The sequence below is a fragment of the Nonomuraea sp. NPDC049480 genome, assembly GCF_044465905.1.
GTDB lineage: Bacteria > Actinomycetota > Actinomycetes > Streptosporangiales > Streptosporangiaceae > Nonomuraea.
Map to the genome: position 1 here is coordinate 740269 of NZ_JBITMD010000003.1, position 19284 is coordinate 759552.

Consider the following 19284-nt stretch of genomic DNA (forward strand, 5'->3'; position numbering starts at 1 on the left):
CTCTATCTGATATACAACTAATAGAACAGATAGTTCTTGGAGGGCAGATCATGTTGCAGGTAGAGATTCACCGGGAAGCCCTGGCTGTCCGCTTCGCCCCGTGGACACGGTTGTTCACCAGGACCGGCGCTGTGAGCGTGCCGCTGACGGAGATCGCCGAGGTGCACCTGCTTGACCGGCCGCTTGGAGCTGCCACGGGCACGCACTACGGCCTGCTCGTCTCCGGCGTCATCAAGGTCGGCACCTGGACGTCTCTGAGCGGCGTCAAGCGTCTGGTCGCCGCCCGGCGGGAGGTCAGCGGCCTGCGGATCATCCTGAAGAGCCGGGCGTCGGGCGACGAACTGATCCTCAGCGTTCCGGACGCCGAACAGCTTCAGCGTCGGCTGATCGGGGTGATGCCATGAACATCGAGGTGCATGGCCTGACCAAGGCGTTCGGGCCGATAAGTGCCGTCACCGACCTCAGTTTCGAGGCCGGAGCGGGCATCGTGACGGGATTCCTGGGGCCGAACGGCGCCGGCAAGACCACCACCATGCGGATGATGCTGGGCCTGGTCACGCCGACCTCCGGCACCGCCACGTTCGGCGGCCACCGCTACGCCGACCTGCCCCACCCGTCGGCCACCGTTGGAGCCGTGCTGGACAGCGCGGGCTTCCACCCCGCCCACACCGCCCGCGACCATCTGCGGGTCTATGCCCGCATGGGACGGTACGGCACGGCCCGGCTCAAGCAGGTGGCCGACCTGACCGGGGTGCCGGTCTTCGCCGACCGCCCCACGCGCACCCTGTCCACCGGCATGCGGCAACGCCTCAGCCTGGCCACCGCACTGCTGGGCGACCCCCAAGTGCTGCTGCTGGACGAACCGAGCAACGGCCTGGACCCCGAAGGCATTGCCTGGCTACGGCAGTTCGTCCGCGAGTTGGCCGCCGACGGCCGCACCATCCTCATCTCCAGCCATGTGCTCGGCGAGATCGAGCACATGGCCGACCACGTGGTAGTGATCCGCGACGGGCGACTGGTCACCACTGGACCCATCGCCGGTTTGTACGGCACAGCCGCCGTGCTGATCCGCTCCCCGCAAGCGGACCTGTTCGCAGCCAGGCTGATGGCGAGCGGGATCCGGGTAGAACATCCGCAACCGGACTACCTGCGCATCCACGGGCTGAGCACCGCAGAGGTTGCCACGGCAGCCGCCTCCCACAGCGTCACGTTGCACGAGATCACCCCCGAACACCCCACCCTCGAACAAGCATTCCTGCACCTCACTGGAGGTTCCCGATGACCGCGCTCCTGGCTGCGGAATGGACGCGCCTGACCAGGACCAGGCTCTGGCTGTGGGGTCTGCTGGCGGCGCTGGGCAGCGGAGCACTCGTCGGCCTGCTCGCACTTGTCGGGCCGGAGAACTTCACCCCTCCGCTGCCCGGGTTGGACACCGCCCAAGGCACCCACGTGCTGCTGGGCCTGCTTGGCTTCACCGTCTTCGCCCCCGCTCTGCTCGGCACCATCGCCGTTTCCGCGGAGTACCGGCACCGGACCATCACCACCACGACGCTGTTCGCACCCAGGCGCTGGACCTGGCTGGCAGCCAAGCTGGCGGTCTACACCGGGACAGGGCTCGCCTACGGCGCGATCGCCGCGACCGTGGCCGGCGCCGCCCTGTTCGGCGTGGTCATGCTTAAGGGCATCACGCTTGGTCTCCCGGCCCTCACGGTCACGGCCTTGCTGGCCCGCATCGCGCTGACCATGGCTGTCTACACCCTGCTGGGCGTCGCCGTGGGCGCCCTTCTTCGCAACCAGGTGACCGCGCTCGTCGCCGTCGGCGCCTACTTCTACATGATCGAAGCCGCGCTGATGCTCATCCCGGGAATCAAAGTGCTCTATCCCTATCTCCCGGGCGGCGCCACTGCCGCACTGACCGGCTTCACCTATCTGGCGGACGCCATCGCCAGCCAGACCGGTACCTCCGCGGCCCATCTGCTGTCCGCGCCGGCAGGTGCCGCCGTACTGGTCTGCTACGCCCTGATCGCGGTTGCCGTCGCCGTGGCAGCCCCGCTGCGGCGAGACATCATGTGAGCGCCGCGATGTCCTCGTCCGCGCCCACTCCCGCGACCGGACCCTCCCCAGGACGGCCTCGAGGCCGATCGCCCAGCCGGCTCCAGCGACGGCGGACCAGCACGAGGTCCGCCGTTATCCGGGCTGCTGTCGGCACACGACCCTGGTCATGCTCGCCACGCCTTCCTCGCCGCCATGGCCGCCGCTGCGGGCGCGGCCGCGCTGCCCACCGCCTACCAGGCCGTCGAAGCCGCCCGCCTCGACTCCGGAAGGGGTTGCTGTTCGAAGCCGCCCTCGGCGACCGAACGAAGGCCGTACCGGCCACGCCGGCCAACGTCGACCGCCACTGAAGCGCATTGCTGTCCGGTAGCCGGTTCGCCGGCCTGCTGACGCCAACAGCCGCGATCATCACCGGTGTCCGCGGTGACAGAGCTGCCACCGCGAACACCGGCGGGAAGAACTGACGAATGAATGCCGCGTTTGGTATCGCTCGGCTGCGCGGGATCACGGCCTGTCTCGGAAGCGCGGATCAATGGCCTGGTGACGCGCCGGTGACCGGTGCGACCATCACCAACATCAGTCGTGCGGCACCAGAGACGCTGCTCAGCATGTGCTCCTCGCCGGAGTCGAAGTCGATGGCGTCGCCGGCCTCGAGTGTCCAACGTCGCGGGCCGATGCCGAGTTCGACAGCGCCTTCCATCATGAAGATCCACTCGGTGCCGGAGTGGGATGACGGAGGTGTCGTCGTCCCGGCTGCGATGTCCACCAGGACGATTTGCACGCTGCTCGGGCCGGCGTGGGTGAGCAGCGGCCGGTAGCCGACGCCCGCAGTGAGTGGATGTGTGCGAGGTGAGCTGTGTCGCACAGCGGGGAAGGCGGACTGCTGCTCCCCGACGAGCTCGCCCAGCGTGAGGTCGTAGGCCTTCGCCAGTTGCAGGAGCACCCCGAGCGACGGGGCGCGTTCCCCGCGCTCGATACGCGACAGGTGGGCGGCGGACACCCCGCTCGCCTCCGCGACGCTGGTCAGGCTGAGGCCGCGGCTGCGACGGTGTTCCGCGATCATCCGGGCCGCGAGGCCCTCCAGGTCCTCGGCGTGCGCCTGGGACATCGATCTCCTTCGGCCCTTGGTTCAGATGATACTTTGCCTATTGGCAAAGTAGGCATCGTTTCGGCTCATTTTAGTCCGCTCCAGCCGGTACAGGAGTGGTACCGGCGCCGAGAGGACGTGAGGAGCGATCGTGACGGACACAGAAAGGCGTGACGAGGTGGCCGACGAGCCATGGCTTGGAGAGGTCCGGGGGATTTACGCAGCCGAGAGCGCCGGAGTGGAGATGCACGCGTTGCCGGCGGCGCGCCTGCTGGCCGGGGTGGGCATAGAAGGCGACAGGTATGCGCTCGGCACCGGCCACTACTCACACCTTTGGCACCCGGACCGGCAGCTCACCCTGATCTCCCAGGAGGTGATCGACGGCCTCGCCCACGCCCTCGGAGAACCGGTGGACGGGGTGGAGTTGCGACGCAACATCGTGACCAGGGGTGTTCCGCTCAACTCTCTGGTCGAGCGGTGCTTCGCGATCGGGGAGAGCGTCGTCTACGGAGGCAGGCTGAATGTGCCGTGCCGTTATCTTGAACGCTTGATCGACAAGCCCGTGTTCGAGCCGCTTCTCGGCCGGTCCGGGCTCAACTGCCGCATCTTGCGCGGCGGCACGATACGTCCAGGAGATCCGATACGTCCGCTGCGGCCGGGAGAGGACGCCGGGATCCAGATACCCGTGGCCGAGCCGGCCGAGAGCGGCGGGGGTGCCACATGAGCGTACGTCTCTTGATGGCGGCGCGGCTGCAGGCGGACGCGTGGCCAGTGCCCGGGGTACGCGAGCTCACCCTTGTCCCCGTTCACCGCGAGGCGTTCCCGTCGTTCGTGGCCGGCGATCATGTCCAGATCCAGCACCGGAACGGGACCCGACGCGATTACTCGCTCATCGGGCCGGTAGGCGACTCATCGGCCTACCGGATCGCCGTCCGCCGGGACGAGGATGGCCGCGGCGGCTCAGTCCTGTTCCATGACGACCTCGCGATCGGCGACACGCTGTTCGTCTCGTACCCGCAAGCGGGTATGCGCATCGATCCGACGGCGTCGCACCACGTGTTCGTCGCCGGGGGGATCGGTGTCACGGCGATCCTCGGCCTGCTGGGCGGGCTGCCGCCTGGCGCGTCCAGCGAGATCAGGTACTGCGTACGGCGTCGCGAGCACGCTGCCTACCTCGACGTGCTGGAAGGGACGGGCGCCGATGTGGTCGTGCACGAGTCGTCCGCCGGAGACCGGCTCGATCCGCATAAGCTGGCGGCTGAGCTCACCGGTGACACGACGCTGTATTACTGCGGTCCCGAGGGTCTTATGGCCGAGATGGCCCAGGCGACCACCCATCTCGAGCCGGGGCGAGTGCGGTGCGAAAGCTTCACCGCCCGGGCGAGTGCATCCGGCGACAAGCTCGGTGACGCGTTCGACACATGGCTCGTGCTGTCCCGGCGAGCAATTCACGTCGGTGCGGACGAGTCTCTGGTCCAGGCGATGGTGCGGGAGGGGGTGCCGGTCGACTACTCGTGCGAGGGCGGTGCCTGCGGTACCTGTGTGCTCGACGTGGTCGACGGCGACATCCAGCACCGCGACCTCTGTCTGACCGACGACGAGCGTGCCAGGTCCATGGCCGCTTGCGTCTCGCGCGGGAAAGGCGCCGTTTCCGTGCTGGCCTGACCATCGGCGGCGGCGTTTTACCTCGCCGCAATACGCGGCAATCCGACGGCAACGCAAGGACCGTACTTTGCCAATTGGCAAAGGTCTTGCCCAGTCTTCCCCCCCGATCGCGATTGGACCGGCACATGACCGACACGCTCCCGTCCCCAGGCAGGACACAGGACAGCATCCGGCGCATCAGACGCGTGGTAGCCGCCAGCACGGTGGGCAGTACCATCGAGTGGTACGACTTCATGCTGTACGGCACGGTCGCCGCGCTGGTGTTTCCCACACAGTTCTTCCCTGCGAGTGACGGTTTTGCCGGGACGCTGCTCACTTTTTCGACCTTCTTCGTCGGGTTCGCCGCGCGGCCGATCGGCGCGGTCATCTTCGGGCACCTGGGCGATCGGATCGGGAGGAAGTCGGCCCTCATCAGCACGTTGATGCTCATGGGGATCGGCACGGTAGGAGTAGGGCTCATCCCGGGTTACCACTCGATCGGACTGTGGGCGCCTGTCCTCCTCGTGCTCATGAGGACCCTTCAAGGTATCGGGATGGGTGGCGAGTGGGGTGGCGCCGTCCTCATGGCCACTGAATCCGGTGACGCGAAGGGACGTGGATTCCGCGCTGCGTTTCCGCAGGCCTCAGCCATGCTCGGGGTGGCCCTGGCCAACGTGGTGGTGCTCGCGGTCAGCAACCTCGCGGGAGAGGCCTTCCTCAGCTGGGCCTGGCGACTGCCCTTCTTGGCGAGCTTCGTGCTGGTCATCGTCGGGTTCTGGATGCGCAAGGGTATCCCGGAGACGGCGGACTTCGCGGCGGCCAAGGACGCGGGGGCGGTCCACCGCGCCCCTGTGCTCAGCGTCGTGAGGTCGCATCCGCGAGAGATCTTGCTCGGTCTGTTCCTGAAGGTCGGCGAGATGGCGGCGGTGTTCGTGTTCATCACCTTCGTCTTCGCCTACGGCACCTCGGTAGGTGGGTTCGGCCGCGGCCTGCTGCTCGGACTCGTCGCGGCGGCGGCGCTGCTTTCGGCCTTGATCATGCCGCTGATGGGCTTGCTCGGTGACCGCTTCGGTCCCCGCCGGGTCTACCTGGCCGGCGCCGCCGGCACCGCCGTCATCTGCGTCGTCTACTTCGCGGCCATCAAGAGCGGCAACCCTGCCGTGGCGATTCCGGTGATCCTGGTTTCGCTTGTGCCGTACGCGGCCATGTTCGCCAGTGAGGCACCTTTGCTCACCGGGCTGTTTCCTGCTCCGGTGCGCTACTCGGGCAGTTCCCTGGCCTTCAACCTCGCGGGGATCATCGGGGGTGGGCCCGCGCCTTTCATCGCCGCTGCGATCGCGGGCAGCTTCGGCTCTCCGTTCGCCTTGAGTGCCTACCTCCTGGTGACCGTGGCGCTTGGCGTCATCGCGACACTCCTGCTCGGCCGCCGGGAGAGGCAGCATGCCTGACGACCAGACCAAATCCGCCGAGGTGCTCGTCATCACGCCGCAGGACGCGCCTTTCGTGGCCGGCTCCGCCGCCGACCCCTCGATCCACGATGCCGGCCTCACCGGCATCGAGAGTGCGAACCTGTTCTCAGACCTCGCCGATCCACGGCATCCCCTGTTGCACCGCACGCTCGCCCGGCTCCCACCAGCCGGTGGCAGCGAGTCGCCTTCGGTCGTGGCACTGACCATCGGCTACCTGTCGCGTTACCAGGGCGAGTTCGCCGCCGCCAGTGAAGCGGTGGTGGTGTCTTCACCGTTGCTGGCGGTGCCGACCCTTCTGGCGACCCTCGCGCCGGACCGGGTCATCCTCGTGATCTACGCGGACTCACACCTCGCGTCGACCGCCGATCTGCCTGGCGTCGCCTCCACGGACCGTGACCGCCTGCTCGTCGCCGGGTTGCAGGGACCCGGGCCGTTCCGCAGCGCCGTGATCGACCGGGCGGAGGCGTTCGACGCCACAGCCGTCCTCGAGCAGATCGAGGGCGTCATCACCGAGTTCGCGGCGGCACACCGAATCGGCGCGGTCGTGCTCGAATGCGGCGAGATGGCATGCATCGCCGACCGGCTGCGCGACCGGATCACCGTGCCGGTCATCGACTACCACGCCCTCATCCACTTCTTCCGGGGAACGATCGGCCGGACCCGCACGCTCCGCCGAGGCACGCTCGCGCCGACGCAGATCGATCCCTTACCTCGGTGAGAGCCGGAGGTCGGCGGGTGACTCTCGTTGACAGGTCGGTGAAGCGCTCGGTCTCCGAGCCGCTCAGCGCGATCTTCATCGCCCCGGCGGCCTCCTCGGCCTATTTTCTACATGTCGTAGAAGTTTCTCGGTGAGGCTGGCCTGACGCGGGGCGGGAAGACGGCGGCCTAGAAGACCGCCGCGCTGGAGGACGTAGCCGAGGTGCACGACCTGCACGTGTGGGAGGTCACCTCGGGATACGCCGCCCTGTCGGCGCACATCCTGGTCACACCGGGCGCTGATTGCCGCGCCGTCCGGCAGGCCACCGAACGCATGCTGCACGAGACCTACGGCATCAGCCACACCCACTCTCCAAGTCGACCGCGCACCGCCGGAGCTGATCACCATCGGTGAGGCCCAAGCGCATTGCGCCGAGTCACACGGCCCTGTTCACCCGGGCGCATCGGCGATGAAAGAGCAGGAACGAAGATCACCCATGTCATCCTCCAGGGAGCGAAGCCATGCCCATAGCGGCTCTTGCCATCTATGCGATCGGATTGGCGGTGACATTCGGCCTGCGGAGCTGGATGCAGTGGCGGCGGACGGGGAGTGCCGGGTTCGTCGGCGTGAATGAACCACGGGGCAGTATCGGATGGTGGAGCGGCGTTCTGTTCGGGCTCGTGATGATTTTGACCTTGCTCACGCCGCTGGCGGCCGTGTCAGAGATCATTGTCCCCGTCCAGCTGCCTCCCGCGGTGGCAGGACTGGGCATCGCACTCGCCGTGATAGGTCTGGGCGCGACATTCGTGGCGCAGAACGGCATGGGAGCATCGTGGCGGATCGGCGTGGATCATTCCGACACGACCGAGCTGGTGACCACCGGCGTCTTCGCATGGATCCGCAACCCGATCTTCACCGCCATGATCGTCGCACTGCTCGGCCTGCCGTTAATGGTCTTCACCTGGCTGTCGGTGCTTACTGTGGTGCTTCTCATCGTGACGGTCGAGATCCAGGTACGCGTGGTCGAAGAGCCGTACCTGGCGCGCGTTCATGGGCAGGCATTTACCGCCTACACCGCGCGGACCGGCCGGTTCCTGCCGGGCGTCGGAGCCAAGGCCGTCGAACCGGCAGGCACGCCGCGGTGACGTGGATATGCATCATGGGTTGAGGCGTCCCCGCCACCCCGGCCCACGGGCGGCCCGCCGTACCCGAACTGGTACGGCGGGCCGAGGCATCACTCGGTGTCGCCCGTGCGCTTGCGGCGCGCACCCTGAAATGCGATGACCGCGCCGATCACCACTAGAGCCGCGACCAGCAACCAGATCCATGCCGGAGTGCCCGACGGCGCACTGTCTTCCGTCGCCGCGACCGGCGTCGAAGAGGCCGGGGATGCCGCTTCAGAGGTCACCGGAGCAGCGGACGGGGACGCCGAGGTAGCCGAGACGCTGGGCTCGGGAGTCGGCGTGGAACTCTTGGATGCGGTCACCGTGAACGGTATCTCCCCGACGAGCGGATGCCCGTCGGACGAGACCACCCGATAGCCGATCACGTATTTGCCTGGCGGCAGAGGACCATTCACCGTCGAGGTGACCGTACGGTCCTCGGCGCGTGCCTTGTCGAGGGCTACGGACTTGCCCTCGCCATCGCGCAGGATGATGGTCGGCAGCTGGATCCTGGCGGTGAACTCCAGCTCGATCGTCTCAACGGCTGAGACTTTGGTGTTCTTGGCTGGGGAACTGCTCTTGAGAGCGTCATGAGCCAACGCAGCGGGGGCGGTGAACGTGATCAGCGCGGCGCAGGTTGTGCTCGCCACAAGAGCCGAACGGATGAATCGGGAAAGAAAAGCCATCGGGAACTCCTGACATGCCTACCCGCCACCACTTCGAGCGAACGAGCCGGAACCGGGAGGACGCCCTCTGCTTCGAGCGCGTCCCTACTGGCCGGAATCGCCGCCTCGGGGGCTAGCCCTCAGGCGGCGACGGAGAGCGACGGCGGGCCTCGTCGGCTGACGGCTGCGGGAAGTTCCCATGATGTCGGTACTCGCGGCGCCGGTGGGGTGGGGATGCGAAGCACGCGAGCACGGGGAGGGACGACGGGTGTCGCCAGCCACCACAGGACGGCTATTGAGGGCTTGGCCCACAGGCGCAGCATGAGCCAGAGCGCGCTGTCGCCCCGGTGGAGATACCACCCGGTCACTACAGCGACCACCAGGTGGGCCACCCCCATGCCGAAGCCGAAATGACTGTGAACGACATCATCGACCGGTATCGGCGCGTTCCGCGTGAAGAGTTCGTGAAGGAAGGCCTGTGCCGCGACGGTCACGCCGAGCACGAACCCGAGACCGTGTTCACGGCCACTGAGAACGTAGGCCGGCCCAAGTGTCGCCGCCGCGCCCACCAACAAGACCCACGGAGTGGAGGAATCCCCACCGGCGAAGGCATGGCCGGCCGCGGTGACCACGATGCACACCGTCGTGAAGACGATGGCTCGGGCCAGGCGCAGAACACGGTCAGCGGGGGACACAACCTCCATCCTCGCAGGCCGTTGCCGCCGCAACCCGCAATTCCGTGGGGTTACACCGGTGAAGGCCTTCCACTCGGTCCGACGGCGCGGCGCAGCACGACCCAGCTGCCCCAGCCGGCTTCGGCCTGCACGGCGTTCCAGGCGCCGTCCAGCGCGGTGATGACGGTGGCCGCATCCAGGAACAGCGGACCGTCGGCGCTGAGCTGGTTGGCCCAGATCAGCACGCCATCGGCGGCCAGCACGCGGCTGATCTCGCCGGGGAATAGCAGTGCGTCTATGCAGACGACGGCGGTGAGCGAACAGTCGGCCAGCGGGAGGTGGGCGGCGTCTGCCTGCAGGCGTGGGCCAAGCCGGGCGGGGGCGCGGGTGAGCATCTGACGGGCAAGGTCGACGGCGATGACGTGGTCGAAGGCGTTGGCCAGGAGCGGGGTGTGTTGGCCGGTGCCTGAGCCGAGTTCCAGGCAGATCCCGGACGGCAGCGGGCCGCCACGGGCCAGGGCGTCGGCCAGGAAGTCCAGGCGGCCAGTGGCGTGCTCGGTGTCCCAGACGGGCGCCATCCGATCGAAAAGATCGGTGATCAAGGCGGTCAGCTCAGGCGTCCACGCGGTCGGGTCGGTGGCGATCTGGCGGGCCAGCCGTTGCAGGTCGGTGTTGCCCTCGGGCACGGGTTTGCCCGCCGGCTCGGCGATCACGCGCGGCAGCGTCCGGATCATGAACGCGAGCGTAGCGCACCCCCTTGCCAATACATAACCAAACCGGGTTATCATCGTCATATGGCGATTGAATCTGATGGTGGCCGGTGTGTCAGCGCGGACATCGCCGCCGGCATCTCCCCGGCGGCGGCGCTGTTTCACTCGCTGGCCGATGAGACCCGGCTGCGCATCGTGCAGCGCCTGGCCAGAGGCGAGGCCCGGGTGGTCGACCTGACCGCCCAGCTCGGGCTGGCCCAGTCCACGGTGTCCAAGCACCTGGCCTGCCTGCGCGACTGCGGTCTGATCGACTACCGCGCCGAAGGACGCCAGTCGTTCTACAGCCTGACCCGGCCCGAGCTGATGGACCTGCTCGCCTCCGCCGAACACCTGCTGGCCGCCACCGGCCACGCCGTGGTGCTGTGCCCGGTACACGGCTCTCAACCAACCGGCGCGGCCGTGGCGCAGACCGAGCTGGAGGCCGAGCTCGACAACGACCTCGAGCGCCTCGGCGAGCAGATCACCGAGGAGACCGAAGGAGAGGCGGTGTCGTGACCGTACTGAACCTGCCCACTGCGGCGCGGCGGACGTTACTACAGCGCCGCATCCGGCTGCTGGTCGCAGCGACCATCACCTACAACGTGATCGAGGCGGCGGTGGCCATCACCGCCGGCAGCATTGCCTCCTCGTCCGCACTGATCGGCTTCGGCCTGGACTCCATCGTGGAGGTGGCCTCCGCCGCCGCGGTGGCCTGGCAGTTCTCCGCCGCCGACCACGAACGGCGCGAACAGACCGCGCTGCGCGTCATCGCGATCTCGTTCTTCGCGCTGGCCGCTTACGTCACCTTCGACGCCGTCCGCGCCCTGCTCGGTGTGGGCGAGGCTGAACACTCCACCCCCGGCCTGATCCTGGCCGCCCTGTCGCTGGTGATCATGCCGTTCCTGTCATACGCCCAGCGCCGTGCCGGTCGCGAACTCGGCTCCGCCTCCGCGGTGGCCGACTCCAAGCAGACCCTGTTGTGCACCTACCTGTCCGGCGTGCTGCTCGTGGGCCTGGCGCTCAACAGCTTGTTCGGCTGGTCCTGGGCCGACCCGATCGCCGCCCTGGTCATCGCAGCGGTCGCCGTCAAGGAAGGCCGGGAAGCCTGGCGCGGCGACGCCTGCTGCCCGCACCCCCTCGCTGCCTCTGGCGACGCCCCGGCGACTCAGGAGGGCTGTGCCGACGGCTGCTGCCAGACCGATGCCCCCGCCACCACCAGCATCAGCATCGACACGACCAAGGAGACGCGATGATCGGCCGGATGCCCGCCCGCGTGCGCGCCGCCTACCAGGCCGAAATGCACGCCGCCCGCACCGCCACCACGGCCGGGGAACGCTGGCGGCACTTGGAGCGCGCCCACATCCTCTCCCAGCCCTGGCCCTGGCCGCACACCGCCAACCACATCGCGATGTTCACGCTCGCCGTGGCCCAGCGCGACCGCCGCGAAGCGTTCGGCCAGGTGATCCGCATCATCGTCGCAGCGCCTGGCTCGGCGCTGGGCCGCTATCCCGAGGGCAACACCGGCCGCGCCACCGTGGCCCTCACCCAGCCCATGCCCATGCCTGCCGACTTGGCCGAGTTGCTGCAGGCCGCCTGACCCGGCGCGCCAGCCCAGGAGGCTGAGGTCACCTCGACCACATCCCCCGACTGGCGGGCCGCGCTGGCCGAGGTCACCCCCTGTTCGATCGTCCGGATCACGATCGGTTCACCGCCGGAGAATACCTGGACGCTGCCTCGGCACGGCTTGCACGCCGCAGAGCGATGGGTCCCCGGATCGGCGGCGATTACCTGCTTGGCGTTGCCTACTGCACCGTGCTCACCGCCGCCACGCCCAGCGCCATCACCCCCACATGTGGCGCTGCCAGCGCCGCCAGCGAGGAAGGACACCACAGCACATGAAGGTCTCGACGTTGCGGCTGCTGGCCGACGCCCGCTCCGCGAAGGCGGGCGGAGAGCAGGCGATGGCCTACCGGCAGCGGGCTCGTCTGGCCGAGCTCGTGGCCTGGGCGCGCACTCGCTCGCCCTACTACCGGCACCTGTACCGGGACCTCCCAGCCGAGGCGGCCGACCTGGCCGGCCTGCCGGTTACCCGCAAGAGCGAGCTGATGGCCGCCTTCGACGACTGGGTCACCGACCCCGCGGTAACGCTTGCCGAGGCCAGGGCATTCGCCGACGACCCGGCGCGCATCGGGGAGCCGTTCGCCGGCCGCTACACGCTGTCCACCACCTCCGGCACTACCGGCACGCACGGCATCTTCCTGCAAGACGACCGCGCGGCCGCGGTGACCGGCGCGATGATGGCGCGGATGCTGCTCACCTGGCTCAACTCTCGGGATGTGGCGCGGATCGTGCGCGGTGGTGGGCGGATGGCGTTGGTGGCGCCGGTCGGCGGGCACTTCGCCTCCACTGTGGCCGCCGCCCGGCTGCGCGGCCGGTCCCGCATCGCCTCCTTCAGCGTGCAGCAGCCGCTGGATGAGCTGGTCGAGGAGCTCAACGCCTTCCGTCCGGCGGTGCTGGCTCCGTACGCAAGCATCGGCGCGCTGTTGGCCGGCGAGGCGGAGGCGGGACGGCTGCGCATCGACCCCGCCCTGGTGGTGCTCAGCGCCGAAGGCCTGCCGCTGCCGGAGTACGCGCGCATCGCGGCCGCTCTGGCAGCGAAGGTGCGCACCAGCTACGCCTGCAACGAGTGCCCGTTCCTGTCCTACGGCTGCGAACACGGCTGGATGCACCTCAACGCCGACTGGGCCATCCTCGAACCCGTCGACGAACAGTATCGGCCGGTGCCGCCCGGCCACCCCTCCCACACGGTGCTGCTGACCAACCTGGCCAACCACGTACAGCCGATCCTGCGCTACGACCTCGGCGACGCCGTCCAGACCCGCCCCGACGGTTGCCCGTGCGGCAACCCCGGCCCGGCCGTCCGCGTCCAGGGCCGCGCCGCCGACCTGCTCACCTTCCCCCGCCCCAGCGGCGCGCCGGTCACCCTAGCCCCGCTGCCGCTGGCCACCCTGCTGGAAGCCGTGCCTGGCCTGGAGCTGTTCCAGATCGTCCAAACCGCGCCCGCCGCGCTGCGCATCCGCATGCATGGCGCGCCCGGCACCGATCCCGACGCCCTCTGGCGCCAGGCCGAGGCCCGCATGAGCCAGCTATTGACCCGGCACGGCCTGGACCACGTGACCCTCGAGCGCGCCGCCGAAGCGCCGCAACAGACCGCCGGTGGCAAATACCGAACCGTCATCCCTATGACCCACGCCACCGCTACAACCCCGTAGCGAGGGCAAGCCAGACACCACGGGCAACATCTCTACAGGGCGATCACAACGTGTCTGCCTCAACACAACGATTTTCCGGGGAACAACGTACTTCTCGCCCACGTACTCCCGTTGGGCTCGGCCATGCCGGCGAAGAAGGGAACGGCGTCGCGCCGTGCCCGCTGGGTGGTACACGCCCTGAAACGGGCCGGTCAGCAGCCTCAGGTCACAGCCCACCTCGCGCTGGGCCATGCTGCAGCGGGCGTACCCGACCCGAGTCTGCTTGGCCGAGACCACCGGCGTCCCCGCCATGACCGCCTGACCCGCCTGCCAGATGCGGCCGGGGCCGCGCCCGGCTGGGGTGCGTACCTCCAGATCCGCGGGCGGCCGGAAGGCTTCGACAGCGGCGGCTGGATCGGCGAGCTCTGTCATGCCGCACAACCTTTCGCCCTGAAGCCGATTGGGCGGGATCCGACTTGGCTCGTCATCCCAAGGGACGGCATATATCGGAAACGCTCCCGGGGCGGCTGTCGTTGATCAATCGGATGTCGTTGTCGCGAGTGAGGAGCAGCCATGGCGGTCGCCGAGATTGACGGGGTGAAGGTCGGGTACGAGTTGCACGGCCCGGCGGATGGCGAGCCGGTTCTGTTACTGGGCGGCACGAGCATGCCGCGCGGTGTGTGGACGATGATGCAGCTTCCGGCACTGGCCGATGCCGGGTACCGGGTGGCAGCCGTCGATCCTCGCGGCATCGGGGAGTCATCAACGACCGAGGGCGCCTGCACCATCGCGGAGCTCGCCGCCGACGCCGTCGGCCTGATGGGGTATCTGGGCTGGTCGCAGGCCCGCATGATGGGTCTGTCGCAGGGTGGTTTCGTGGTCGAGTACCTGGCCGCCCAACGCCCCGAACTGGTGCGCTCGGCCGTCCTGCTGGCCAGCGCCGGTCCCACCACGGCCTACCAGCGGGCGTGGTTCTCGGCCATGCGGGCCATGTTCGCGGCCGGTCCCGTGCCGGAGGAGTTCTTCATCGCGGAGAACCTGATGAACACCCTGCCGGCCGGGCAGCTCCGTGATGACGATGCGCTGGTCGAGCAGTGGGTGGAACTGCTGTCGGCCAAGCCGTGGGACACCGCCGGCGACCGTGGCCAGTACCTGGCCTGCATCGAATGGATGCTCGACGTCGACCACGCCGCCCGCTGGCCCACGATCACCGCGCCTGTACTGGTGCTGGCGCTGGAACACGACCTGCTCTTCCCCCCGAGGGCCGGGCGTGTCGCGGCCGCCGCGATGCCGGGCGGCACTTTCCTGGAGATCGCAGGCCACGCGCACGGCGGTGCCATCGAGGCTGGAGACCAGATCACGCCGCCGGTGTTGGACTTCTTCGCCCGGCATTGAGGCGTCTCAGCTGGGACGGCAGTGGAAGTGGGCCGCGCCGGGTGCCCGACCACCTCACCTATCTTCTACACTCCGTAGAAATGATCGGTCGGTGGTGAGGAGTCGCAGGTGCCGCAGCAACAGGACCGGGCTGAGGCCCGGCGCGCCAAGATCGAGGCCATGCGCGCAGAAGACAAGCAACGCTCCGCGCGCAAAAAGAACGTCACCATGTCGGTCGCCGCGATCGGGGTGTTCGCCGTGGTGGCGGCCGTGTGGCTGGCGATCAGCAGCATGGGCTCAGGCACGGAGAAGACAAGCGGAAACGCTGCGGCAGCTGGCGCGCCGCAAGTGGTTCGTGAGGACAGCCACCGGCTGCAGACCGCCGCGGACGGCAAGGTGACGCTGGTGGAGTTCCTCGACTTCGAATGCGAGGCGTGCGGGGCGTACTTCCCCACCGTGGAAGAGCTCCGCAAGGCGTACGCCGGGAAGGTCACGTTCGTCGCCCGCTACTTCCCGATCAGCAGTCACTTCAACGCCGAGCGCGCTGCCCGGGCCGTGGAGGCGGCCGCCCAGCAGGGCAAGTTCGAGGCGATGTATCAGCAGATGTACCAGACACAGAAGCAGTGGGCCGAGAAGCAGGTGCCGGCCGATGCGTTCTTCCGCAAGATGGCTGAGGGATTGGGCCTGGACATGGCCGCCTGGGACAAGGCGTACGAGGACCCGGCCACGCTGGCGCGGGTGAACAAGGACGCCGCCGACGGCCAAGCGCTGGGTGTGCAGGGCACCCCGACGTTCTTCCTCAACGGCAAGAAGATCGAGCCCAGTACTGCCGACGAGTTCAAGGCGGCCATCGATGCAGCGCTCGCCCAGTAACGCCGCGCTCCCTCCGAGCGCCATTTCTGCGACGGCCGCCACCGCCGCATCCGAGGATGTCCCCTTCCCGCGCCTGCTGCCGCGGCTGCTGCTGGTCGGCGGCGGGATCGGGCTGCTGGCCGCGTTCGTCCTGACGATCGAGAAGATCGCCCTGCTGGAGAACCCGTCCTACGTGCCGAGCTGCAGCATCAACCCAGTGCTGTCCTGCGGGTCGATCATGCGTACGCCGCAGGCCGAGCTCTTCGGCTTCCCCAACCCGCTGCTGGGCATCGCCTCCTTCGCCATCGTCACCACGATCGGTGCCGTCCTCTTGGCCGGAGCGAAGGTGCCGCGCTGGTTCTGGCTCGGCCTGCAGGCCGGCGTCACCGCCGGCGTGGTGTTCGTGCACTGGCTGATCTTCCAGAGCCTGTACGTCATCGGCGCGCTGTGCCCGTACTGCATGATCGTGTGGGCTGTGGCCGTACCGATCTTCTGGTACGTCACCCTGCACAACTTGATTCACCGGCACCTCCCCGCATCCGCGGGCATGCGCCGCCTCGCTGGGACACTCGCGACTTATCACACCGTGCCGCTCACCGTCTGGTTCCTCGGCCTCATCACCATGATCGGGGTTCGCTTCTGGTCCTACTGGAGCACCTTGTTCTAGCCCGCTTCGCTGCCCGCCGCACAGGCGGGCTCAAAGAACAAGCGACGTGCAGGCCGCCGTCGTCTACGCCTTCTCCTCCGACCTGCCGGACCCGACGCCAGGGCCGCCGCGGCTGCGCCCAGCGCCGCAGTCGGCACAGGCGCCGACCTCCGGGGCAAGGTGAAGAAGTAACCGCATTAGCCAACTCGTGAGCGGGGCCGAGTGTCTTCGGTTCGGCTCCGCTCATGAGGTGGAGCGGCGTCCCGCACGCCGGGTATCGCGGAGCTCCGCCCCTGGATCTTCGCGTGGAGGCCTTCTCGCTTCGGCCGGCCAGGCGGTGACGTCGGCCGGTAACCTTCTACTGAGCGTAGATGGCAGTCGGAGGGTGCGATGGTGCGGCTCGGCAACCTGGAGCGATCAATCATGGAAACCCTCTGGCGGAAACCGGAGGGCCTGTTCGCCCAGGACATCGCACAAGGCCTTCCGTCTCAGCCGGCCGTTACGACGGTACTGACCGTTCTGGTACGGCTGGTGCAGAAGGGCCTGGTCTCCCGCGAGAGGATCGGGCGCGCGCATCTTTACAAGGCGACAGCGGGCAGAGACGCCTTCGTCGCCGAGGTCATGCGTGCCGCGCTGGAGGACGCCGGCGACCTCGCAGCGACCGCACAGCACTTCGTCGGCACGGTGACGCCCGAGATGGCGGCCGCCCTTCGTGAGGCGCTGGACGGGCGGGACGGGACCGCATCGTGATCGTCTGGCTGGTGGCGGCCGGAGTCGCGCTGGCGCCGATCGCGTTCGGTGGTCAGGTGGCCCGGCGGCTCGCCACGGCGCCGTGGACCTACCGCTATCCAATGGCGGCTCTGGCGCTCTGGCAAGCCAGCTGTCTGGCCGGCGGCCTGGGGGCCGTGGGGATCGGGCTCGTGGCGGCTGTGGCGCCGCTGGCGGCGGTCTTCCCTCACGGCGCCCACACCCTCGTCAGCCAGATCGCCGACGGCCGTGGGCTGGATGGGCTCGGGCCACTGCATATCGCCGCGCTTGCCTGGTCCGTGGGATTGATCGTGTGGTTGCTCGTCCACACCACCAAGGTCACCGTGAAGACGGTCGTCCAGCAGCGACGTCAACGTCTGCTGGTGGACGTGGTGGCCGATCATTCGCCGGTTCACGACGCGTACGTGCTGCCGAGCCAGGAACGGGTCGCGTACTGCCTGCCCGGCAGGCGGGGGCGTGTCGTGCTCAGCCAAGGCACTCTCGATCTGCTCAGCCGGCAGGAACTCGATGCGGTGCTCCAGCACGAGCGCGCCCATGCTCGCGGTCGTCATGATCTGGTTCTGCTGCCCTTCATCGCGCTGGCGCAGGCGTTTCCTTGGCTTCCGGCCGCCCGGGTGGCGCGCGAGGCCGTTCCGGTGCTGCTGGAGATGATCGCAGATGACCACGCTCGTCGTGCTCACGGCGAGTTCCTGCTCGCCCGGACCCTCGTGCGGATGGCCACCCCGCAACTCGACGAGGGGGCGGGATCGTTCGCTCTGGCCGATGTCGCCGTGGCCGAGCGGGTGACGCGCCTTCTCCGCCATCACGAGCGCCCACGGTGGATTCCGGCCGCGGCGTATTCGGCCGCCACTTTGCTGCTCAGTGGTCCTTTCGCGGTGCTGCTGGCCCCGCTGCTCTGCATCACCGTCTGGAACTTCTGACGGCCCCCGGGAGGCCCTGTCTCGGAACGGCAATGTGAATCCTCAGAACTTGAGCTACCTTCTACAAGACATAGAAGTTCGAAGTTCGAGTGAGGTGCCTAGTCTCGATGCGGAGACCGTATGCCGCGTGACCTCGTGGCGACATGGCCGTCCAGATCGCCTTTCCCGCGGCCACCGTGGGTTGCCGTCGCGTCTCTGATCCTGGTCGTTCTTTCCGCGGCGACCGCCATGCCGGCGAACGCCGAACCCAGGCCGACAGCCGAGGACTCCCGTAGTCAGCTGACCAAGCTGCAGAAGGAGTACGACGCCATCGCTGCCGCCTACAACGCCAACCGGGTGGCGCTTGCCGAGGCCCGGCGTGCGGAAGCCGCGGCGAAGGCGCGACTGAACGCGGCGGATGACGCCTACGACGCTGTCCGGTCGCGAGTCGCGGAGATCGCGCAGCTGCGCTATCAAAGCCCTCCGCTTTCCATGACCGTGCCGCTGCAAGGCGGTAAGGACCCGCACGCGCCCATCCACGCTGCCGCCAAGCTCGGCACGTTGATGATGACGATGCCGTTCCACGCGTTCTTCGGCATCTCCATGATGATGATGGGCAAGTCGGTCGCGTCCACCTGGTACGACAGCCTCGGCCGTACCTGGGGAGCCTCAGTGCTGGAAGACCAGAGTGTCGCTGGAGGCATGGCCTGGGCCTTCGGCGAGATTCCGAGGATGATCGTGGTCATCACCATCGCGGCGCAATGGGGTCTCGGCGATCATCGCGAGGCACGTCGTGTGGATCGGCATGCGGACCGCGACGGCGAGGCGGAGTTGAAGGCCTACAACGACTATCTAGCGAATCTGAACAAGCGCTCCCGCCAGTAAGAAGTGCTGGTGATGGTCAAGCGACCATGCAGCGGTAGGCGCCAAAGCTCAAGATGCCTGCCCGCCAACCTGATCGAGGAAACGGCCACGATCCCAGGCGCACGCTTGAAGGCGATGCATGAGAGGAACCGTGGGCGGCTGCGCGGCCGCTCCGGCGGCATGTCCTGATTTTGCCGCATAAATCTTCTTTCCAGCGGCGCAGGACCGGGATACCGTTCGCCTTCGGCGAGGCTCGGGAGAATCGCCGGCTTTCCTGTTCCTGTTCCACAGGGGGAACCTTGATACGAAGAGTCATCACTGTCCTGATCACCGCCCTCGCCTTACCGCTCGCCACGGCGGCGCCGGCCAACGCCGGCGGGCTGGACGACGCGTTCGCCAAGCTGCTCGTCAAGCAGGTCAAGGGCACGAA

General features: G+C 68.2%; 23 protein-coding genes. 19 read left to right on the forward strand and 4 right to left on the reverse strand.

The genetic code is table 11. The features are described from left to right. Positions 1–50: 50 nt before the first annotated feature. The 3 genes from ACIBX3_RS13115 to ACIBX3_RS13125 are packed head-to-tail and all read left to right on the forward strand — an operon-like array spanning position 51 to position 2073. Entirely contained in the window at positions 51–404 is a 354-nt protein-coding gene (locus ACIBX3_RS13115) for a hypothetical protein (RefSeq protein ID WP_397116317.1), read from the forward strand. Next, positions 401–1282: an ABC transporter ATP-binding protein gene (locus tag ACIBX3_RS13120; protein WP_397116319.1), complete on the forward strand. Its 882-nt coding sequence runs from the start codon at positions 401–403 to the stop codon at positions 1280–1282. Before ACIBX3_RS13115 ends, ACIBX3_RS13120 begins: the two co-directional genes overlap by 4 nt. Beyond that, a complete protein-coding gene (locus ACIBX3_RS13125) occupies positions 1279–2073 on the forward strand; it encodes an ABC transporter permease (RefSeq protein WP_397116321.1) in 795 nt (264 codons plus the stop codon). The genes ACIBX3_RS13120 and ACIBX3_RS13125 overlap by 4 nt, the downstream gene beginning before the upstream one ends. 508 nt (positions 2074–2581) lie before the next feature. Here ACIBX3_RS13125 and ACIBX3_RS13130 read toward each other — a convergent pair. Next, the gene (locus tag ACIBX3_RS13130) at positions 2582–3160 is read right to left on the reverse strand and encodes a helix-turn-helix domain-containing protein (protein WP_397116323.1); all 579 of its coding nucleotides are present in this window, start codon (positions 3158–3160) and stop codon (positions 2582–2584) included. A 130-nt stretch (positions 3161–3290) separates the two neighbouring features. Here ACIBX3_RS13130 and ACIBX3_RS13135 point away from each other — a divergent pair, with 130 nt between their 5' ends. From ACIBX3_RS13135 to ACIBX3_RS13160, 6 genes are all read left to right on the forward strand, one after another. Next, complete coding sequence (locus ACIBX3_RS13135) at positions 3291–3863, forward strand: MOSC domain-containing protein (RefSeq protein ID WP_397116324.1); 573 nt, start codon at positions 3291–3293, stop codon at positions 3861–3863. Beyond that, entirely contained in the window at positions 3860–4804 is a 945-nt protein-coding gene (locus tag ACIBX3_RS13140) for a PDR/VanB family oxidoreductase (RefSeq protein ID WP_397116326.1), read from the forward strand. The genes ACIBX3_RS13135 and ACIBX3_RS13140 overlap by 4 nt, the downstream gene beginning before the upstream one ends. Beyond that, positions 4762–6231, forward strand: a complete 1470-nt coding sequence (locus ACIBX3_RS13145) for an MFS transporter (protein WP_397116328.1) — start codon at positions 4762–4764, stop codon at positions 6229–6231. Before ACIBX3_RS13140 ends, ACIBX3_RS13145 begins: the two co-directional genes overlap by 43 nt. After that, positions 6224–6970: a hypothetical protein gene (locus ACIBX3_RS13150; RefSeq protein WP_397116329.1), complete on the forward strand. Its 747-nt coding sequence runs from the start codon at positions 6224–6226 to the stop codon at positions 6968–6970. Before ACIBX3_RS13145 ends, ACIBX3_RS13150 begins: the two co-directional genes overlap by 8 nt. Before the next feature lie 201 nt (positions 6971–7171). Then, positions 7172–7363: a hypothetical protein gene (locus ACIBX3_RS13155; RefSeq protein ID WP_397116331.1), complete on the forward strand. Its 192-nt coding sequence runs from the start codon at positions 7172–7174 to the stop codon at positions 7361–7363. A 107-nt stretch (positions 7364–7470) separates the two neighbouring features. Further along, the gene (locus ACIBX3_RS13160) at positions 7471–8094 is read left to right on the forward strand and encodes a methyltransferase family protein (RefSeq protein ID WP_397116333.1); all 624 of its coding nucleotides are present in this window, start codon (positions 7471–7473) and stop codon (positions 8092–8094) included. 89 nt (positions 8095–8183) lie between these two features. On the opposite strand, the gene ACIBX3_RS13165 is transcribed toward ACIBX3_RS13160, so the two are convergent. The 3 genes from ACIBX3_RS13165 to ACIBX3_RS13175 all read right to left on the reverse strand — a co-directional run bounded on the left by ACIBX3_RS13165 (position 8184) and on the right by ACIBX3_RS13175 (position 10185). Then, positions 8184–8798, reverse strand: coding sequence for a copper resistance protein CopC (locus tag ACIBX3_RS13165; protein ID WP_397116335.1), 615 nt, complete (start codon positions 8796–8798; stop codon positions 8184–8186). Between the two features lie 119 nt (positions 8799–8917). Then, positions 8918–9472, reverse strand: coding sequence for a hypothetical protein (locus ACIBX3_RS13170; RefSeq protein ID WP_397116336.1), 555 nt, complete (start codon positions 9470–9472; stop codon positions 8918–8920). A 50-nt stretch (positions 9473–9522) separates the two neighbouring features. Next, a complete protein-coding gene (locus ACIBX3_RS13175; protein ID WP_397116338.1) occupies positions 9523–10185 on the reverse strand; it encodes a class I SAM-dependent methyltransferase in 663 nt (220 codons plus the stop codon). Between the two features lie 60 nt (positions 10186–10245). Here ACIBX3_RS13175 and ACIBX3_RS13180 point away from each other — a divergent pair, with 60 nt between their 5' ends. The 10 genes from ACIBX3_RS13180 to ACIBX3_RS13225 all read left to right on the forward strand — a co-directional run bounded on the left by ACIBX3_RS13180 (position 10246) and on the right by ACIBX3_RS13225 (position 18875). After that, the gene (locus tag ACIBX3_RS13180) at positions 10246–10716 is read left to right on the forward strand and encodes an ArsR/SmtB family transcription factor (RefSeq protein ID WP_397116340.1); all 471 of its coding nucleotides are present in this window, start codon (positions 10246–10248) and stop codon (positions 10714–10716) included. Further along, complete coding sequence (locus ACIBX3_RS13185) at positions 10713–11453, forward strand: cation transporter (protein WP_397116342.1); 741 nt, start codon at positions 10713–10715, stop codon at positions 11451–11453. Before ACIBX3_RS13180 ends, ACIBX3_RS13185 begins: the two co-directional genes overlap by 4 nt. Continuing rightward, positions 11450–11797, forward strand: coding sequence for a DUF3703 domain-containing protein (locus tag ACIBX3_RS13190; RefSeq protein WP_397116344.1), 348 nt, complete (start codon positions 11450–11452; stop codon positions 11795–11797). Before ACIBX3_RS13185 ends, ACIBX3_RS13190 begins: the two co-directional genes overlap by 4 nt. A 298-nt stretch (positions 11798–12095) precedes the next feature. Next, complete coding sequence (locus tag ACIBX3_RS13195; protein ID WP_397116346.1) at positions 12096–13472, forward strand: hypothetical protein; 1377 nt, start codon at positions 12096–12098, stop codon at positions 13470–13472. Positions 13473–14024: 552 nt separating this feature from the next. Then, positions 14025–14846: an alpha/beta fold hydrolase gene (locus tag ACIBX3_RS13200; RefSeq protein WP_397116348.1), complete on the forward strand. Its 822-nt coding sequence runs from the start codon at positions 14025–14027 to the stop codon at positions 14844–14846. Between the two features lie 108 nt (positions 14847–14954). Further along, entirely contained in the window at positions 14955–15698 is a 744-nt protein-coding gene (locus ACIBX3_RS13205; protein ID WP_397116350.1) for a DsbA family protein, read from the forward strand. Further along, positions 15679–16344, forward strand: a complete 666-nt coding sequence (locus ACIBX3_RS13210; protein WP_397116352.1) for a vitamin K epoxide reductase family protein — start codon at positions 15679–15681, stop codon at positions 16342–16344. The genes ACIBX3_RS13205 and ACIBX3_RS13210 overlap by 20 nt, the downstream gene beginning before the upstream one ends. A 369-nt stretch (positions 16345–16713) precedes the next feature. Beyond that, entirely contained in the window at positions 16714–17073 is a 360-nt protein-coding gene (locus ACIBX3_RS13215) for a BlaI/MecI/CopY family transcriptional regulator (protein WP_397116354.1), read from the forward strand. Then, a complete protein-coding gene (locus tag ACIBX3_RS13220) occupies positions 17070–18011 on the forward strand; it encodes a M56 family metallopeptidase (protein WP_397116356.1) in 942 nt (313 codons plus the stop codon). The genes ACIBX3_RS13215 and ACIBX3_RS13220 overlap by 4 nt, the downstream gene beginning before the upstream one ends. Before the next feature lie 120 nt (positions 18012–18131). Beyond that, positions 18132–18875: a cytochrome c oxidase assembly protein gene (locus ACIBX3_RS13225; protein WP_397116358.1), complete on the forward strand. Its 744-nt coding sequence runs from the start codon at positions 18132–18134 to the stop codon at positions 18873–18875. Positions 18876–19284: the final 409 nt, after the last annotated feature.

Bases quoted from the DNA above. Each gene is read 5' to 3' on its own strand.
- ACIBX3_RS13140 (WP_397116326.1), top strand. From the start codon at position 3,860: ATGAGCGTACGTCTCTTGATGGCGGCGCGGCTGCAGGCGGACGCGTGG.
- ACIBX3_RS13195 (WP_397116346.1), top strand. From the start codon at position 12,096: ATGAAGGTCTCGACGTTGCGGCTGCTGGCCGACGCCCGCTCCGCGAAG.
- ACIBX3_RS13130 (WP_397116323.1), bottom strand. From the start codon at position 3,160: ATGTCCCAGGCGCACGCCGAGGACCTGGAGGGCCTCGCGGCCCGGATG.
- ACIBX3_RS13190 (WP_397116344.1), top strand. From the start codon at position 11,450: ATGATCGGCCGGATGCCCGCCCGCGTGCGCGCCGCCTACCAGGCCGAA.
- ACIBX3_RS13125 (WP_397116321.1), top strand. From the start codon at position 1,279: ATGACCGCGCTCCTGGCTGCGGAATGGACGCGCCTGACCAGGACCAGG.
- ACIBX3_RS13210 (WP_397116352.1), top strand. From the start codon at position 15,679: ATGCAGCGCTCGCCCAGTAACGCCGCGCTCCCTCCGAGCGCCATTTCT.
- ACIBX3_RS13215 (WP_397116354.1), top strand. From the start codon at position 16,714: ATGGTGCGGCTCGGCAACCTGGAGCGATCAATCATGGAAACCCTCTGG.
- ACIBX3_RS13150 (WP_397116329.1), top strand. From the start codon at position 6,224: ATGCCTGACGACCAGACCAAATCCGCCGAGGTGCTCGTCATCACGCCG.
- ACIBX3_RS13225 (WP_397116358.1), top strand. From the start codon at position 18,132: ATGCCGCGTGACCTCGTGGCGACATGGCCGTCCAGATCGCCTTTCCCG.
- ACIBX3_RS13180 (WP_397116340.1), top strand. From the start codon at position 10,246: ATGGCGATTGAATCTGATGGTGGCCGGTGTGTCAGCGCGGACATCGCC.
- ACIBX3_RS13165 (WP_397116335.1), bottom strand. From the start codon at position 8,798: ATGGCTTTTCTTTCCCGATTCATCCGTTCGGCTCTTGTGGCGAGCACA.
- ACIBX3_RS13115 (WP_397116317.1), top strand. From the start codon at position 51: ATGTTGCAGGTAGAGATTCACCGGGAAGCCCTGGCTGTCCGCTTCGCC.
- ACIBX3_RS13160 (WP_397116333.1), top strand. From the start codon at position 7,471: ATGCCCATAGCGGCTCTTGCCATCTATGCGATCGGATTGGCGGTGACA.
- ACIBX3_RS13200 (WP_397116348.1), top strand. From the start codon at position 14,025: ATGGCGGTCGCCGAGATTGACGGGGTGAAGGTCGGGTACGAGTTGCAC.
- ACIBX3_RS13120 (WP_397116319.1), top strand. From the start codon at position 401: ATGAACATCGAGGTGCATGGCCTGACCAAGGCGTTCGGGCCGATAAGT.
- ACIBX3_RS13175 (WP_397116338.1), bottom strand. From the start codon at position 10,185: ATGATCCGGACGCTGCCGCGCGTGATCGCCGAGCCGGCGGGCAAACCC.